This window comes from Salegentibacter sp. T436 (assembly GCF_001932675.1).
GTDB lineage: Bacteria > Bacteroidota > Bacteroidia > Flavobacteriales > Flavobacteriaceae > Salegentibacter > Salegentibacter agarivorans.
This window is the reverse complement of record NZ_CP012872.1, coordinates 3,654,508-3,671,697: the sequence shown is the minus strand read 5'-3', so window position 1 is coordinate 3,671,697 and position 17,190 is coordinate 3,654,508. Positions and strand designations below refer to the sequence as shown.

General features: G+C 38.2%; 14 protein-coding genes and 1 tRNA gene. 6 read left to right on the top strand and 9 right to left on the bottom strand.

Going from position 1 to position 17,190, the window contains the following annotated elements; genetic code table 11:
• Nucleotides 1-183: 183 nt before the first annotated feature.
• Nucleotides 184-1,239 carry an NAD(P)-dependent alcohol dehydrogenase gene (locus tag AO058_RS16325; RefSeq protein ID WP_075328009.1) on the bottom strand — a complete coding sequence of 352 codons (1,056 nt, stop codon included), beginning with the start codon at nt 1,237-1,239 and terminating at the stop codon, nt 184-186.
• Nucleotides 1,240-1,418: 179 nt separating this feature from the next.
• Between AO058_RS16325 and AO058_RS16320 the strand changes: the two genes are divergently transcribed.
• From AO058_RS16320 to mazG, 6 genes are all read left to right on the top strand, one after another.
• Nucleotides 1,419-2,573, top strand: coding sequence for a trans-sulfuration enzyme family protein (locus AO058_RS16320; RefSeq protein WP_075327507.1), 1,155 nt, complete (start codon nt 1,419-1,421; stop codon nt 2,571-2,573).
• A gap of 76 nt (nt 2,574-2,649) precedes the next feature.
• Nucleotides 2,650-3,366 (top strand): bacillithiol biosynthesis deacetylase BshB1, encoded by a 717-nt coding sequence (bshB1, locus tag AO058_RS16315; protein WP_075327506.1) that lies wholly within the window; start codon nt 2,650-2,652, stop codon nt 3,364-3,366.
• A gap of 144 nt (nt 3,367-3,510) precedes the next feature.
• Nucleotides 3,511-3,586, top strand: a tRNA-His gene (locus AO058_RS16310).
• Nucleotides 3,587-4,373: 787 nt separating this feature from the next.
• Nucleotides 4,374-4,910: a reverse transcriptase domain-containing protein gene (locus AO058_RS18600; RefSeq protein WP_198036118.1), complete on the top strand. Its 537-nt coding sequence runs from the start codon at nt 4,374-4,376 to the stop codon at nt 4,908-4,910.
• Nucleotides 4,911-4,990: 80 nt separating this feature from the next.
• Nucleotides 4,991-5,665: a group II intron maturase-specific domain-containing protein gene (locus AO058_RS18595; protein ID WP_198036117.1), complete on the top strand. Its 675-nt coding sequence runs from the start codon at nt 4,991-4,993 to the stop codon at nt 5,663-5,665.
• Nucleotides 5,666-5,913: 248 nt separating this feature from the next.
• Nucleotides 5,914-6,687: a nucleoside triphosphate pyrophosphohydrolase gene (gene mazG / locus AO058_RS16295; RefSeq protein ID WP_075327504.1), complete on the top strand. Its 774-nt coding sequence runs from the start codon at nt 5,914-5,916 to the stop codon at nt 6,685-6,687.
• Nucleotides 6,688-6,692: 5 nt separating this feature from the next.
• On the opposite strand, the gene AO058_RS16290 is transcribed toward mazG, so the two are convergent.
• The 8 genes from AO058_RS16290 to AO058_RS16255 form a co-directional block, all read right to left on the bottom strand.
• Nucleotides 6,693-7,319 (bottom strand): class I SAM-dependent methyltransferase, encoded by a 627-nt coding sequence (locus tag AO058_RS16290; RefSeq protein WP_075327503.1) that lies wholly within the window; start codon nt 7,317-7,319, stop codon nt 6,693-6,695.
• Between the two features lie 10 nt (nt 7,320-7,329).
• The gene (locus AO058_RS16285; RefSeq protein ID WP_075327502.1) at nt 7,330-9,600 is read right to left on the bottom strand and encodes a DUF349 domain-containing protein; all 2,271 of its coding nucleotides are present in this window, start codon (nt 9,598-9,600) and stop codon (nt 7,330-7,332) included.
• 112 nt (nt 9,601-9,712) lie between these two features.
• Nucleotides 9,713-10,441: a shikimate dehydrogenase family protein gene (locus tag AO058_RS16280; RefSeq protein ID WP_075327501.1), complete on the bottom strand. Its 729-nt coding sequence runs from the start codon at nt 10,439-10,441 to the stop codon at nt 9,713-9,715.
• Complete coding sequence (locus AO058_RS16275) at nt 10,438-11,463, bottom strand: DUF368 domain-containing protein (protein WP_075327500.1); 1,026 nt, start codon at nt 11,461-11,463, stop codon at nt 10,438-10,440. The genes AO058_RS16280 and AO058_RS16275 overlap by 4 nt, the downstream gene beginning before the upstream one ends.
• A complete protein-coding gene (locus AO058_RS16270) occupies nt 11,450-12,388 on the bottom strand; it encodes a DUF368 domain-containing protein (RefSeq protein ID WP_075327499.1) in 939 nt (312 codons plus the stop codon). Before AO058_RS16270 ends, AO058_RS16275 begins: the two co-directional genes overlap by 14 nt.
• Nucleotides 12,389-12,428: 40 nt before the next feature.
• Nucleotides 12,429-13,826 carry a tetratricopeptide repeat protein gene (locus tag AO058_RS16265; RefSeq protein WP_075327498.1) on the bottom strand — a complete coding sequence of 466 codons (1,398 nt, stop codon included), beginning with the start codon at nt 13,824-13,826 and terminating at the stop codon, nt 12,429-12,431.
• Between the two features lie 178 nt (nt 13,827-14,004).
• Nucleotides 14,005-15,204 (bottom strand): aspartate aminotransferase family protein, encoded by a 1,200-nt coding sequence (locus AO058_RS16260; RefSeq protein ID WP_075327497.1) that lies wholly within the window; start codon nt 15,202-15,204, stop codon nt 14,005-14,007.
• Nucleotides 15,197-17,140: an OstA-like protein gene (locus AO058_RS16255; RefSeq protein WP_083634242.1), complete on the bottom strand. Its 1,944-nt coding sequence runs from the start codon at nt 17,138-17,140 to the stop codon at nt 15,197-15,199. Before AO058_RS16255 ends, AO058_RS16260 begins: the two co-directional genes overlap by 8 nt.
• Nucleotides 17,141-17,190: the final 50 nt, after the last annotated feature.

Here is a 17,190-nt window from a genome sequence, read left to right as displayed (position 1 = left end):
CCGGGAAAACCGGCTTTTTCAGTAGAAACAAAAAAAGCTGACTGAATATTCCTGGTTCCGTCAAGCTGTCCCGAAGCTTCGGGATTGTTGCAGCTTCTAACATGTTGCTTACTATAATCATATTAGATCCTGAAATAAATTCAGGATGACGTTTAGAAAATCATTTTTCAGTAAACCTTTTTATTAGTTCTTATTTTTCAAGGATTTCATATCAATCACAAAACGATATTTCACATCTGATTTTACAACGCGATCAAAAGCTTCGTTGATGTTTTGTATATCTATCATTTCAATATCTGAAACAATATTATTTTCGCCACAAAAATCCAGCATTTCCTGGGTTTCTTTAATACCACCAATCACCGAACCGGCAATTCGTTTACGTCCGCCAATTAATCCGCCACCGTGCACGGGATCCAGAGGTTCAATTGCACCCACCAGGACCATTGTAGCGTCTCTTTTTAATAAAGCGATATACGGATTCATATCGTGACCAACCGGTACGGTATTCAAAAGAAAATCGAAACTTCCGGCTTGTTTTTTCATATCCTCTTCGTTTTTTGAAACCAGAACTTCATCAGCTCCCAGTTTTTTGGCGTCTTCAGATTTGGAAGGGGAAGTAGTGATCATCACCACGTGAGCTCCTAAAGCAGAAGCAAATTTTACGCCCATGTGACCAAGCCCACCAAGACCAATTACGCCAACTTTATCACCTTTTTTTACATTCCAGTGACGAAGTGGTGAATAGGTAGTAATCCCCGCGCAAAGTAGGGGAGCGGTAGCTTTCGCGTCAATATTTTCAGGAATGCTAAGTACAAATTCCTTATCTACCACAATTTGTTCAGAATAACCTCCAAAGGTATGGCCGCCTAAATGTTTGTCTTTACTATTATAGGTTAATGTGGCGCCTTTTTCGCAAAATTGTTCGAGGTCTTCTTTGCAAGAATCGCATTCTTGGCAGGAATCTACCATACAGCCCACGCCTACAAGATCACCTTCTTTAAAATTACTTACGTTTTTCCCAACCTGGGTTACACGACCAATAATTTCGTGGCCCGGGACCACAGGATATTTAGAATTCTTCCAGTCGTTTCTAACCTGGTGAATATCACTATGGCAAACCCCGCAATATTCAATTTCAATTTGAACATCGTCTGCGGTAATTTGCCTGCGTTCAATGTTTAGTTCTTTTAAATTGGCATCGCTGGCTTGCGCGCCATAGGCTTTTACTTCACTCATATCAATCATTTTTCTTAAAGATAAAGAATAGAAAAGCTAATATTAAATGCCTATCCTGGTTTAACTTAATTTAACTTCTGTTTGATTATGAAAATCTTTAGGAATAGGAAACAGCCCAAAAACAAAGGACATTTAGAATATTTCTTTTTACATTAGGGCGAATTTTGAAAGCTTTAAAAATGACAAAAAAAAATCCCGGAATAAATACCATTTGCACCCATAGCGGAGAACTGGAAGACAAACAATTTAAAGGCGCGGTTTCACCATTATATATGGCTACATCTTATGCGTTTGAAGATGTTGAGGTAAAGCGCTATCCAAGATATTTTAATACTCCAAACCAGGTCGCGTTGGCTCAAAAAATGGCCGCTTTAGAACACGGGGAAGCAGCGTTGATATTTGGAAGCGGAATGGCAGCGGTAAGCACAGCGCTTATGGCTTTTGCGCAGAAGGGAGACCACGTGGTTTTTCAGAATACACTCTATGGCGGAACAAGTAATTTGATTACCGAAGAATTTGAGAAATTTGGATTGGAATATTCATTTACTAAAGATTCAAAACCCGAATCTTTTGAGGCTGAAATAAAAGAAAATACAAAGGTGATCTATATTGAAACACCTTCAAACCCACTACTTACTGTAACCGATATAAAAGCGATTGCCGAAATTGCCAAAAAACACAATTTGGTGAGTATGATAGATAATACTTTTGCTTCGCCGGTGAACCAGAACCCTATAGATTTTGGAATTGATGTGGTGTTACATTCAGCAACCAAATATATGGGTGGGCATAGCGATATTCTTGCAGGAACGGCGATTGCTTCTGAAGCGCATATTGATAAGATCTTTCAGCTGGCTAAAAATTTTGGTGGAAGTTTAAGTGACTTTACAGTTTGGATGTTGGAACGCAGTTTAAAGACTATGGGATTACGGGTAAAAGCCCAGAATGAAAATGCGTTGGAGTTAGCTCGTTTCCTTGAAAAACACGGAGACATTTCCAGGGTTTATTATCCCGGTTTAGAATCACATCCCGATCACGAACTTGCAAAATCACAAATGAAAGGTTTTGGCGGCATGATGTCGTTTGAATTGCGGGGAGGACTGGATTTTGATCTTTTTCAGAAGAAATTAAAATTGATAAAATCTTCTATGAGCTTAGCCGGCGTTGAATCTACCATCTTATCTCCTTCAAAAACTTCTCACGGCCTACTTTCTCCTGAAGAAAGAGAAGCCCAGGGGATAAAAGATGGCTTGATGCGATTTTCAGTAGGAATTGAAGAGAAAGAAGATTTGATGGAAGACCTGGAACAGGCATTGAAGGAAGTACGAGGATGAAAATACGTGGGACGAAGTTTGAAAGACTAACTTAAAATTAGATTTCCGCCTGCGCGGAAATGACAAAGTAAATATTATGAAACTAGATATATTGGCTATAGGCTCGCATCCAGACGATGTAGAATTAAGTTGTTCGGGCACTATAGCAAAAGAAGTAGACAGAGGAAAAAAGGTAGGGATTTTAGACCTTACTCGTGGTGAAATGGGCACTCGCGGCACTGCCGAAACTCGTGATAAAGAAGCAAAAGAAGCTGCAAAAATACTGGGCGTTTCAATTAGAGAAAACCTTGAATTTAGCGATGCTTTTTTTGAAAATAATACCGCCCACAAACTGGAAATTATAAAAATCTTACGAAAATATCGCCCCGAAATTGTTTTATGCAATGCAGTAGACGATAGGCATATAGACCACGGAAAAGGAGCGAAATTGGTAAGTGACGCCTGTTTCTTAAGCGGATTACGTAAAATAGAGACTATTTGCGACAGGGAAAGTCAGGAGGCCTGGCGACCCAAGCACGTTTATCATTATATCCAGTGGAAAAATTTAAAACCTGATGTGGTGGTGGATATTTCGGGATATATGGATAAAAAGATGGAATCGGTTCTGGCTTATAAAACCCAGTTTTACGATCAGGATTCTAAAGAACCTGAAACCCCAATTTCCAGCAGTAACTTTTTAGATAGTATTAACTACAGAGCGAGAGATCTGGGCAGATTAATCAATACTGAACACGCCGAAGGTTTCACGGTAGAGCGTTACCCGGCGGTAGATTCTATTTTTGATCTAATCTAGAATGAAAATTAGTTTTCGCTAATTAATTAATTTGAAGCTTCTTAGCTTTAAGTACAGGAAATAGCAGTAAAATTCGTTCTAATATTAAAAATTTTTCTTTGGGAAATAGTTAAAATAACCTACATTTGCAACCGCAATTAAAATGGTGGTTGTAGCTCAGCTGGTTAGAGCGCCGGATTGTGGTTCCGGAGGTCGCCGGTTCGAACCCGGTCTTCCACCCCTTTATTCAAGCCTTCAGTTTTCTGAAGGCTTTTTGTTTGCCCTGCACGCAAACAATTCCGGGACTTGAAAGAAAGCCCGCTCACCTGATCGGAGGGAAGAGCAATGTAAAGTCAAGTGCGTCACTGGCAACAGTGGGGTGTGAAGGAAGACCTAGCAAGTTAGTGGAACATAGAGAAATCGAACCGATTCTGGCATATATTGGGGGTAAGGTTGCAAAAAGTGCCGATGCCCAAAATCCGAATAGCAATATATGTTAAAACGGATGGCTTCACTAACAGGAATGTTTGCTTAACGGGGGAAGCCTGATTATTCGCCTTTTGAGGCTAAGCAGAAACAAGTCGAGAGACAAGGATTTGTTATGGAAAATCAGGTGGCAGATGAGTCCGTAGTAGTGAGAAAATTTAGGCCTGAGAAGCACTGGTGACAGTGTGGAGGAGAAAACCCAAATGACATTGCACAAGAATCGCATAATCGGTTGCAATGACTGTCACAGATTAACTGTGGCGGATGCGAAGGGACGAAGTTAAATTAAGTACAGGAAGTTCTTTAAAGGAATTAGCCATAAGCGAAGACAATCGGAATTGAAACATTCTGAGGAATTGCAGCAAAGAGGAGTGACGAGCTAACTCTGGCTGTTAATCCGCGCGAGTATTGAGTAGTAAGATTTTCTTTTACTGTTATAGATTGCCACAGTGCTAAAGACAACAGTATACCTTATGAACAAACAATCTGTCTAATTCTGCCTAAAGAAATAAACCGTACTGCAAAGAAGAGAAAGTTTCATTATGCGAAAATGGTACAGTCTTATAGACAAGGTATATGCATTACCTAGGCTGGAACAAGCCTACCGTGAGGTAAGGAAAAACAAAGGTTCCAGAGCCAAGGGAGTGGATAACCAAAGTATAGCTGATTTTAGTTCAGCTTTAGAGGAGAATTTGTGCCAACTCTCCAGGGAACTGAAAGAGGGGAGATATAGGCCACAGCCGGTAAGGCGAGCCTATATCGATAAACCAGACGGGAGCAAGAGAGGATTGGGTATCCCAACCATCAAAGACCGCATTGTACAACAATCGCTGTTTAATGTGTTGCAACCTATCTTCGATCCCGAATTCCATCCCTCCAGTTATGGGTATCGTCCTAAACGAAGTGCTCATCATGCCATTGCCAAAGCAGAGCGCTTTAGTCGGTACTATGGTCTGGATCATGTAGCAGACATGGATTTATCCAAATGTTTTGATACTCTAGACCATCGGCTGATAGTGCAAAGCGTGGGCAAACGGGTAAGCGATGGAAAGATACTTAAACTGATAGGGAGCTTTTAGAATCCGGCGCACTTGATGGAGCGCGCTTCACACCTACAAAGAAGGGGAGCCCACAAGGGGGAATTATCTCACCGCTTCTGATGAATATCTATCTGGACGCATTCGACCAGCATATGAAAAATTCAGGCATACGAATGGTGAGGTTTGCTGATGACGTGCTGTTGTTTGCACCAACCAAAGCTCAAGCTGGAAAATACATGGCTAAAGCCACGAGTTATCTGGAAAAAGAGCTTGGGTTAGAAGTGAATAAAAACAAGAGCAGTCTGACAAACCTTGAAGAAGGCATCCACTATTTAGGTGTGGTGATAAAGCCCTATGGAGTAGTGGTATCCCACAAAAGCATCAAGAGGTTCAAAAAGAAAGTAAAATTACTAACCCCTCGAACTAAAGGGCAAAGTATAGCTTTCTATATTAAAGAACTGAACCCGCTATTAAGGGGTTTTGCCAATTACTTCCGAATAGGCTTGACCAAAAAGCTGTTCCAGGATCTTTTAAGCTGGATCAGGAGAAGGTTACGAATGATGGTGATGAAAAGCTGGAAAAGCTGGAAACCTCTTCACCGACAACTAAGGCGTATGGGCTATAAGGGGAATTTTCTTAAGATATCGGTAACCCGATGGAGAAACTCCTCCACCAATTTAATACACTATGCCCTGCCCAATAAGTACTTCTCAGAATTAGGGTTGTACGCAATGGACACAGTTGAAGGGAACACTTTGCATCAGTACTATCAAACAGTACTGAATAAGATTTAACATGAGCCGTGTACGAGACCCGTATGCACGGTTCTGGAAGAGGGATGAAGATAATAAATGCTCAAATATTTATTATCTTCACCCTACTTGATTTATGCGGTGAATTTAAAGAACCTGAAATATTAAAATAGGCGCAATGCTGAATTGGTTTCAGTATCTAGGTGGCACTGAATAATAACTATTTTTTCTAATAAGACTTCCAAAAGCCTAAAATCAATCCTTATTTTTACAACACTAAAATTTCGACTATGAACTCCAGAGAAGAGCAATTAAAAGCATTTGATCGATTATTAACTATCATGGAAGAGCTAAGAGAGCAATGTCCCTGGGATAGAAAACAAACTATGGAATCGTTGCGGCATTTAACCATTGAGGAAACCTACGAGCTTGGCGATGCAATTTTAGATAATGATGTAGAGGAAGTGCGAAAAGAACTGGGAGATCTACTGCTACACCTTGTGTTTTATGCAAAAATAGGAAGCGAAACTAAAGATTTTGATATCGCTGATGTTGCTAACGGAATTTGTGACAAATTAATAGCCCGCCATCCACATATTTATGGTGATGTAGAAGTAGCAGATGAAGAAGAAGTAAAGAAGAACTGGGAAAACCTGAAACTTAAAGAAGGAAAAACCAGTGTTTTAGAAGGAGTGCCACGCTCTTTGCCGGCAGTGGTAAAAGCCAGTAGAATTCAGGAGAAAGTGGCCGGGGTTGGATTTGATTGGGAAAAACCGGAACAGGTATTTGAAAAACTTCAGGAAGAATTAGGAGAATTACAGCACGAAATAAATACCGAAAATAAAGATAAAATAGAAGCTGAATTCGGGGATGTTATGTTCTCTATGATTAATTATGCTCGTTTTCTTGGTATAAATCCTGAAAACGCTTTAGAACGTACTAATAAAAAGTTTATTACCCGGTTTCAGTATTTGGAAGGCAAAGCAAAAGGACAAAATAAAGCTTTAAAGGATATGACTTTAGCTGAAATGGATGTCTTTTGGAATGAAGCTAAGTTGTTGTAAGATTTTTATTTCCCAAAAATAATCACCTTAGGATTAATCTCCAATGCTGAAAATCCCAGGTTATTTCTTATCCAATCCAGGCTTTTTGCAGTATAGAAAAAAACATGGGTACGATCGTTTTTATAATACCAGTTATTGAAATCTATTTCTTCAGAATAAATAGAGGTTTTACAATACAATTTCCCTCCAGCATATAGTCGTTGGGCTAATTCGCTGAATTCACGCTTTGGATCATAGAAATGTTCCATGACTTCACAACAAATAATAAAATCGTAGGTAGCGTTTAATACGGCGGTATTCGGGTAAAAATAAGGATCGTATAAAGCAATGGAATATCCTTGTTTTTCAAGAATGTTTGCGGCAACTGGCCCGGTGCCACAGCCGTAATCCAACCCGGAATGTTTTGGAGTAAAATCCGTGAGAATTTGAGAGGTTATGGGGCTTACAAAATCCTGGTAGCCGAGATCTTCTATGTCATTATTGTGCGTTAGGTATCGTTTTTCTTCGGCGTATTTTGAAATATAGAAGTCGGGTAAAAGTTGAATGCCACCACAAGTGGTGCATTCAACAAATTCCCTGTTCTTACTTTTCCAGAATTCTTTGGTTGCACCTTCGCAAAGAATACATTTCATATCGCTTTTCTTAGTAAAGCGACTTGATTTTACGAAGTTTTTCTTTCCAAACTTCCAGTTGTTCTTTCTGGTCAGCTATATTTTTGTGTACTTCCTGTACCAACGGGTTATCATCATCTACATTAGAGAAAAACTGTAAGTTGTTTTCTAACTGTCTAATTTCAGCCTTTGTTTCCTCAATTTTCTTGGTAAGGAAATAATGCTCATTACGAAGCTTTTTATCATCGTCTGCATCATTTATAGCCTGTACTTTATTTTCGTATTTCAGCATTTCAGCTTTGGTGTGATCTACATCTAATTTATTGAAAAGCTGATCTAAAGCTTTATTGAATTTTCCTTCAATAAAACGCTTATTGTGAGGTACTTTTCCAAGATTTTTCCAGTCTTCAATAAATTGTTTAATCTTAGGTAGATCTTCTTTTTTATCGCCGGTTAGCTCTACAGATTTTACCTGCTCTAACAATTCTTTTTTCTTATCAAAAGCTTCAAATTCCTCTTTATTCTCATCGTCACGATTTTCGTGCATGCGTTCAAAATAATGATTGCAGGCAGCTTTAAATTGTTTCCAAACCTTGTCGCTATCTTTTCTTGGCACGTGACCAATCTTTTTCCAATCGGCCTGGATTTTCTTCATTAAAGGCGTAACCGTCTTAAAATCGTCGCTATCTTTATTTTCTTCAGCGATTTTAATAAGCTCTTTTTTCTTTTCAAGATTATCGTATTGCTGCTTTTTTAGGTTTTTGTAAAAAGCGTTTTTATTTCGGTTAAATCGGCGAACGGTTTGTTTGAAATCTGTCCAGGTTTCTTCGTTTTTACTACGTGGTACCTTCCCGGCGTTAAAAAATGCTTCCCGAAGCGCTTCAATTTCTTTAATTTTTTGTTGCCATTTATTGTGGCTTTTATACTCTTCGTCTGCGATTTCCCTAATTTTCTTAATAATAACCTGCTTGGCCTTCCAATTCTCCTCGTAACGCTCATCCATCGTATTAAAGAATTCCTGACGCTTATCGTGAATTTGTTTGGTAGCACTGCTAAAACGCTCCCAAATATCTTCCCGAAACTCTTTTGCAACCGGCCCAAGTTCTTCTTTCCACATTTTGTGAAGCATTTGCAATTCCCTAAACGCACGGTTTACATCGTTTTCCTGCACCAGTTCTTCGGCACGGTCTATTACTTTTAATTTTTGATCGAGGTTGTGTTTAAAATCAAGATCGCGGAATTCACGATTTAAATGAAGAAAATCATAGAAATTCTCTACGTGATGGTGATAAGTATTCCATACATCGTTATATTTTTCTCGCGGAATAGGGCCCGCAACACGCCAACGATCCTGGAGCTCTTTAAAGTGCTTGTAAGTGGTATTTATATTTTCTTCAACATCAATTAGACCTTTTAATTCTTCAATAATTTCCAAGCGTTTGGCCAGGTTTTTATTAAGGTCTTGCTTTAGTTGCTTGTAGTAATTATTACGTTTTTCCCTGTAATCAAAATATAGTGAATTGAAACGTTTTTTTAGCGGAGTAGAGTAGTGGAAGTCTATAATATTCCCGCCTTCGGCAAGAAATTCCTCTTTTTTCTCCTCTTCTTCTTCGTTAAATTTTGCATTAAATTCAGCACGAATTTCAATTACGTGGTCTTTAATTGCCTGAACTTTTTCCTTTTTAAGCAAAGATTCAAATTCATCTGCCAACTGTTCTTTGCTCATAGCGTGATAATCTTTCTTTGGAATATCATGCCGCTCAGCCTTAGTCTCATCTTCGCTGTCTTCTGCTACAGAATCGTCTATATGCTCCTGGTGATGTTTTGAAGTTCTACCGTCTTCTTCTGAAGTTTCATCATCCTCATCGTCATCATCATCCTCAGAGTGGGCTTCACCTGATTTTTTTTCAGCTTTAGCACCTGTTTCAACCTGATCTTTTTCCTCTTCAGGTCGTTTTTTCTTCCTGCTTTCTTCAAGAATAGCATCATCTTCATCGTCTTCCTCCTTGCTCGCTTTATTTTCTTCTGAAGTGTTTTTAGTATCACCCGCTTCAGCAATCATAGCATCTTCCAGGCTATCATCTTCAGATTTAATTTCAGAGGCCGTTTCTGCCGGTTCAATTACAGCATCTTTCTCTTCTGAAGTTTTTTGGGTTTCAGACTTTTGAGAAAATGAATTTTCCTCTGCATTAGCTTCCTTGTTTTCGTCGGTCAACTTTTTCTTATCCTGAGTTTGTTCAGAATTATTTGTTGATTCGTTAGAAAACTCCTCTTTGTTTTTATCATTTTCTTGCTGAGACATATCTTTCAATGTAAAGGTTCGTGTAAATTAATTAGGCTGAAAGATAGTAACTCCACTAAAATTGGGCAAACAATTCCCTTTTTTTGTAGAATTTAAAAGCAAAAAGTAGTGGTCATTTTGTCCATATCTTCCAGGCGCTTTCGGCTTGTAATTCCAACATTTTTAACCCGTTGGTTGCCGTGGCTCCTTTGGCCTGGGTGCGAGCCATTAATTTTGTGGTGCGCGGATTGTAAATTAGGTCGTAAACCAGGTGTTTCTCGTTTATAAACTGAAAAGGAATTTCTGGATGCGCGTCAACATCAGGGTAAGTGCCTAAGGGAGTGGTGTTTATTATAAGGCTGTGTTCTTTCATTATCTCTTCAGAAAGATCATCGTAACCCAATTTATTTTCTCCAGCAGATCTTGATACGAATTTATATTCAATTTTGAATTTCGTTAGGGCATAAGCTACCGCCTTAGAAGCCCCGCCGGTTCCCAGGATAAGTGCTTTTTTATGATGCTCTTTCAAGAAAGGTTTTAAAGATTCAGAAAACCCTATATAATCGGTATTATGGCCAATTAATTTATTGCCAATTACATTAATGGTATTCACGGCACCAATTTCTTTAGCTTCTGGCGCTAGCTCGTCTAAATAGGGAATAATCTCCTGCTTATACGGGATCGTAACATTTAAACCCTGCAGATTAGGTGTTTCTTTTATAACATCCCGGAATTCTTTTATATTATCCAGGTCGAAATTTCGATATTCTGCTTCAATATTTTCTTTCTTAAACTTTTCAGTAAAATACGTGCGGGAAAAAGAGTAACTGATATTTTTTCCGAGTAGCCCAAAATTCTTCATCGCTTTGCGGGTTTTTGGTTTTTCTTTTCGTACCAGGCGAGTCCCAATACTATAAGTATTCCTACAAAGATAAAGAAAATTGCGAGCCAGGTCTCGGCAGAGGAGAATGCGGGGAAATACCGGTCGTAATAATCTATTACTGCATTTCCCTGGCTGTCTAAAATCATTTCCCCGTTAGCGTCTACTTTAAAAATTTTTTCCTTCCAGGGCCAAACTACGCCCAGAGAGCCGGTAATAAAGCCAATAATTGCAGCAAAAGTATCGGTTTTATAATTTTTTAAAACGAAACCAAGAAGGTGGGAAAGGCTTACCAATCCTGCTAGGGAACCTGCCCCAAAAACCAGTAATACTTCCAAGAGTCTAATTCGTTCAGGATCGGCAAGGAAGCTTAGATCCCAAAGTAATAGATTGGCAATGGTATCATAAAGCGCATTTACAGAATCGACTAAAAGAAGTACATAATTTCCTAATAAAATTAGGATAAAAGACCCTGAAAGTCCGGGAAGCGTCATTCCTGAAACGCCTATAATTCCGCAGAAAAATACAAACCAGAGATTATCATTTTCTTTAGCAGGTTCCAGAAAACTTATAGCCACACCTACAATTATTCCCAGCAATACAAATACCAGGGAACGTTTGCTCCATTCTTCAAAATCTTTACTGATGTAATAAATGGAACCTACAATCATTCCAAAAAAAGCGGCCCAAACGTAAAGTTCGTAATGAAGAATTAAGTAATCCAGAACTTTAGAAACACTAAAATAACTAATAAGCATCCCGAGAATAAGTAAGCTCAGGAATTTTCCATTGGTATAGTAATATAAACTTCTAAACCTACCGTTGATAAGCAGAATAAAAGCTTTGTAATTTATTTTTTGAAGAGAATAGATGAATTCTTCATAGAAACCGGCAACAAAAGCTACAACGCCACCAGATACACCGGGCACTTTATTAGCTGCTCCCATAGCTAAACCTTTAAGTACCAAAAGCACTTTATCTGTAAAGGTTCTAGTTTGTTGCATTTACTTTGGTTGAACTTTTTGCGGCGAAAATTTCCAGACCCAGAATTAATAAAAATCCTGTAAGCATCAAAATTACGGCAAAGAAAGTTTGAGGCTCACCATTAAAATTCCACGGTAAAACCGAAGCTTCTCTTAGAACAACTTCCTTATCTCCATACATTTCGGTTTGTAGAACATGTTTCCAGGGCCAGATTTTATTAAGGGAGCCGGCTATAAAACCAGTTAGCACCGCCAGGGTGATACTGCTGTAATGTACAAAAAGCCATTTCAGAATTTTAGAAAAACTAAGTAATCCAATAACAGCACCTACGACAAAGATTCCCAGGGTTTGGAAATCAAAATCGTGCGCGGCTTCAGTAATTCTTTTATAAGCTCCTAAAAGCACTAAAATAAAAGCGCCCGAAATTCCCGGAAGTATCATTGCGCAAATTGCAATAGCACCTGAAAAAAAGATGAATAAATTACTATCATTTGCAGCCATTGGAGGTAGGGAAACAATATAAAAAGCTACTCCGGCTCCAATAAGCAAAGCAAGGACAATTTTGAAATTCCATTTTGGGATTTGTTTGCCAACATACCAAATACTGGCAAGTACAAGACCGAAGAAAAAAGACCAGATTAAAACTGGGTGGTTCTCCAGTAAATAATTCGTAATTCTCATTAATGAAAAAATACTAATAAGAATTCCTATAAAAAGAGCTAAAATAAAAGGCCCGTTAAGTTGGTGCCACATGGCTTTAAAGCCTTTATTTTTCCAGGTAGTTATTAGCGAAAAATTTACCCCGCTAATGGTAGAGATTAATTCTTCATAAATTCCTGAAATAAAAGCAATAGTGCCTCCCGAAACTCCGGGAACCACATCTGCTGCACCCATCGCCATACCTTTTAGGGTTATTGAAAGATGGTCTTTAAAGCTTTTTTGCATGTGTACAAATTAAAATTCCGGCTCAAAGTTAGTAAAATAACTAAGAGAGGTTTATAAAGGAATTTATAATTTGTCTTACACTTTTTCGGTTAAAGATTTGAGGAAATAATTCTTCTATTACAATATAATATTCGGCATCTAGTTTTAGTCCTTTATTAAGGTGAAAATAAGCTTTTTCTCCTTCATTATGGCTAAAGTATAAACCGGCCAACCGAAATTCAATCTCAGCGGTATCAGGATAAAATTCCAGTGCCTGATTAAGGTTTTGAATAGCAGTTTCAAATTCGCCAAGATCTATTAAGATATCGCAGCGTCTAACCCAGGTTTCTAATTCATAATTACCAAGATCAAGACTTTTTTTATAGCCGCGTTCCGCCTCTTCAAAAAACTTAAGGCGGTTATTGATTTTAGCGTAACGTTTCCAGTATAAAACGTTTTCCTCATCTATATTTATCGCCTTATTAATATAATAAAGCGCTTTCTGGTAATTTTTCTTTTTAATATAGAAATCGGTGATCGCAATCCAGCCTTTATCTAGAAGCGGATCTTCGTGCACGCAATCTTTATAATGTTTAAGGGCGAGTTCGTTTAATCCTAATTTCTCAAAACATTTTCCAATTCGCAAATACGCAAAAGAAGTAGGATCGTCTAACTCCAGGGTTAAACGATAGTTTTCTATAGCTTCGTGAAAACGGCCTAATTTTTCCAGAACTTTTCCTTTTTCAAGATAAGCGCCAATAAAATAATCGTCACTAATTATGGCAAAATCGAAAGCCGATAATGCTTTTTCGTAATCTTTTAGGTCAAAATATTGTTTTCCTACCTGGTGCCAGGCAACCTCGCAATATGGATTTTTATCTAAATACATATTCAGGTATTCAATGGCTGCTGTTTTTTGATCAAGAAAATCAAAACAGTACATAATATTGTAAAGCGCTGAATAATCCTCTTCATCGGCTTCCAGACATTTCATAAAGCTGAATTTCGCATTCTCAAAATCTTCAAGGAATAAATATTCCATCCCAATTAGGGAATAAACTTCAGCAGGATCCAGGGTAATGTCAAGCGCCATTTCTAAAACCTGAATGGCGTGAGCGTGGCGATCTCGTTTAGAAAGAATTTGTGCTTTTTGTATATAAATTTCTTCGTTAGAAGATTCTAATTGTTGTAAATCTGTAAGCATTGCTTCAGCAACATCCAGTTTATCTTCAAAAACCAAAATCTCAATTTTAAAAAGTTTTAGGTTTGTTGAAGTAGGATGCTGCGCCAGGCCTAATTTCACGGCTTTTTTAGCCAATGCAAATTTCCCGTTCTCTAAATAATAGTTAATAATATCTTCAAATTCCGCTGAATCAAAGAATAAAACGTCGTTAGTTTTAAGCATAGATTCAAATCGGGAAAGTGAGAAATTGTTTTCGTCGTTATGGCTTAATTGCATACGTAGGTAATTACGGGATTTCTACTTTACTCACTAAGTGAGGTTTATATATTCCAGGTTAGACCGGAATTATTGATCTTTTTGAATAAAATGCCTTGCGGCACTGCTTTAAGGTATTTCCTAAAATTAAAAATGAATAATGTTAAAAAGCTCAAATATCAATATTGTTGTTAACAAATTAATTAACAGCTTCCTGTTTCTTAATTATATCCTCCAATACGTCAATAATGATGCCACAGCCTTCTTTTATTTCTTCTTCAGAAATGGTGAGGGGAGGAGTTATTCTCACCGCTTTTTTCTCAAATAAAAGCCAGAAAAGAATAAGGTTTTTTTCTTTACATTTTAAGATTAACTGATTCGCAGTTTCTTCTGAAGGTGTAATAATAGCAAGCATTAAGCCCATTCCTCTTACTTCTGAAATTAGCGGATGCACCAGCAATTTTCTGAATAATTTTTCTTTTTCCAGGCTTTCTGACATTAAGTCTGATGAAGTGATTTCTTTTAATGTAGCTAAAGCTGAAGCAGCAATTACAGGATTTCCCCCAAAGGTAGTGATATGTCCCATTTTTGGATTGTCTGAAAGGCTATCCATCATTTTAGCTGAAGCCGAAAAGGCGCCAATTGGCATTCCGCCGCCCATTCCTTTGCCTAAAGCAACAATGTCGGGAACCATATCAAAATTCTGAAATCCAAAGAGTTTTCCTGTTCTACCGAAGCCGGGTTGAATTTCATCTAGGATGAATAAAGCGCCAACTTCTTCACAACGTTGTTTGATCTTTTTTAAATAATTATTCTTCGGAAGTATAAACCCGGCTCCACCCTGGATACTTTCCAGGATTACTGCCGCGGTTTTTTTAGTAATCTTTTCTAAATCTTTCTCTTCATTAAACTGAATAAAAGAAATTCCGCCCAAAAGAGGTCTAAAAGGTTTTTGGCGTTCTTCGTAATCCATTAAGCTTAAAGAGCCCATGGTATTGCCATGATAAGCCTGGTGAGCTGCAATAATTTCAGCTCTTCCAGTGTAACGCCGTGCAAGTTTTAAAGCACCTTCAATAGCTTCGGTACCCGAATTGGTGAGATAAGTTTTTTCCAAAGGTTTGGGGAAATGTTCTGCCAGTAATTTTGTTAGTTCAACGGCGGGTTGCTGGGCGTATTCTCCATAAACCATAACATGTAGGTACTTTTCGGCTTGTTCCTTTATTGCCTTTACCACTTTTGGATGACAATGTCCTAAACTGCAGGCCGAAACCCCGGCTACAAAATCAAGATGTTTTTTTCCGTCAGTTGTAAAAATATAAGAACCTTTGGCCAATTCCACTTCAAGTCCTAAAGGATGTGGAGTGGTTTGAGCTTGGTATCTCAGGAAATCTTTATTCATCTTTTTGATCTTCTTCAGCTTCAGGATTAGCTTTATTTTCTTGCTCTGTAGCTTTAATCATTTCCTGTTGCTTCTTTAATTGAGGGATAGAATCTCTTAGCCTATTTTGTAATTCTTCGGCTTCAGTTTTAGCTGCATTTTCTTCATCCTCTTCTTCAGCATTAATCAATTGCTGCGCTTCCTTAAGCTGCGGAATACTATCTTTTGCCCTGTTTTGAAGGTCTTCGGGTTTAAGTCTTGATTTCTCGTTCAGCAGCATATCATCTCCTGCTTCGCGTTCATCAAAAAACTCTTCATCTTCCTCCGGCAAAGGAATTCCTTCTATTTTAACCAATTCGGGAGCCGGTTTGCCTTTAAAAAGATCCTCTTTAGTGAGCAACCTTTCATCACCTCGCCAGTTAAAGCCAATTAATTCCCGAACATTTAGGGGAAAATCTTCTTCCGGGGTTAAATTACCGTCAACATTCTGGTAGTAATAAATATCTTCAATTTCCCGTTCTTCAAAAAGGATTTTAATAGAACTGGAGAGGGTTTTGTTAATGCCAATAAGTTCCTGGTCGCTATTACGGCTGTAATAAAGGGTTTCGGTATTTTTATTAATATCTACCTGATATAGCTCATTGTCTTCAAATAATCCTACCAGGTCCATTCCTTTTACCTGGTTGTATCCATCTATAGTATCTTTTTGAATAAGAAAAGCATTGTTAAAAACCCGCATAGAATCAAGCTGTTCGGTTTTGGTATTGCTTTGCAAATGAATAGTATCTCCCGTCATTTGGCTAAGACCGCTCCACAGCACGGGACTTCGACGTTTCGTGACCGAAGTAACCGGGCCGCTGGTAATATTGATCATTTTGGTTAGACCGGTTTGCTGGTTAATATGCACCGAATCACTCTTCCCGCTCATATCGCTTTTGAAAAGTCTAACATCATAAAATCCGCGAATTATTCGTTTTTCAGGTTTTCCGGTGATCATTATGGTATCACCGTGAATAAACAATGAATCCCTATCCTGAACGCTGGCTGCAACTGCTCTTTTAGTAATAAAAACCGAATCTTTATCCCGAAAAACTTCAGCATAATGCCCTGTGACCACACTCTCGTTAATGGTGTCTATCACTTCAATATTATTCGTAGCAGAAGCAAAATTGGTATTCCGGTTAAAATACATGCTATCGCCTTTAACCGTTCTGTTTTCGTAATCTATTTTTGAATTTTTTACAAAATAACCGGTATCGCCCCTGGTATCATAAAAGCCACGTTCACAATAAACAGTGCTGGTTTCACTTTCTATGGTTGAAGGGCCATACAGATATGCGTGGCCGGTTTCGCCATAAAAATCAAGTTGTTCTGAATTGATGATGTATTCGGGATTGGTAAGCACTACATCTGAAACAAAAGAATATTTATCATCTTCCATAAAATACCGGCCAATATTACTGGTAATAACCCCGCCGGTGTCAATTACTTTACCACCGCTCCTGTAATAGGCCTGTTGTTTTAGCCGGTCAAAGAAAAGACTGTCAGATTCCAGGGTGGTTTGCGGGCGCTTCATCACCACCTCACCACTGGCGAAGGCAAACTGGGAGTTTCCGTTATATTCCGCATAATTACTATTTAATTTTACGGTATCGCCCTGTTGCATTCTCACATTGCCAAAAGCCCTGAAGAAGTTTTCATCTTTATAATGAATGGCGAGATCGCACCAAACCTCTATACCTTCGTGCTTAAAATATACCTGGTTTTCTACTTTACTTAAAACAAATGCACCGGGATATTTTTCATCCTGAATATTCCTATCGGCCCTATAGTCAATTTCTTTTGCTTCCTGCGCCTGGATTAAAGCTGGAAAAACGAAAAAGGCAAATACTATAAAAAGAATGAATTTTTTCAAGGTGAAAATTTTTTCAAAAGTAATTAAAATTCTGCCATCCATAATGGTAATTGTCGTAAGTCCGTAATCAGATTTTATAATGGAATAACGCA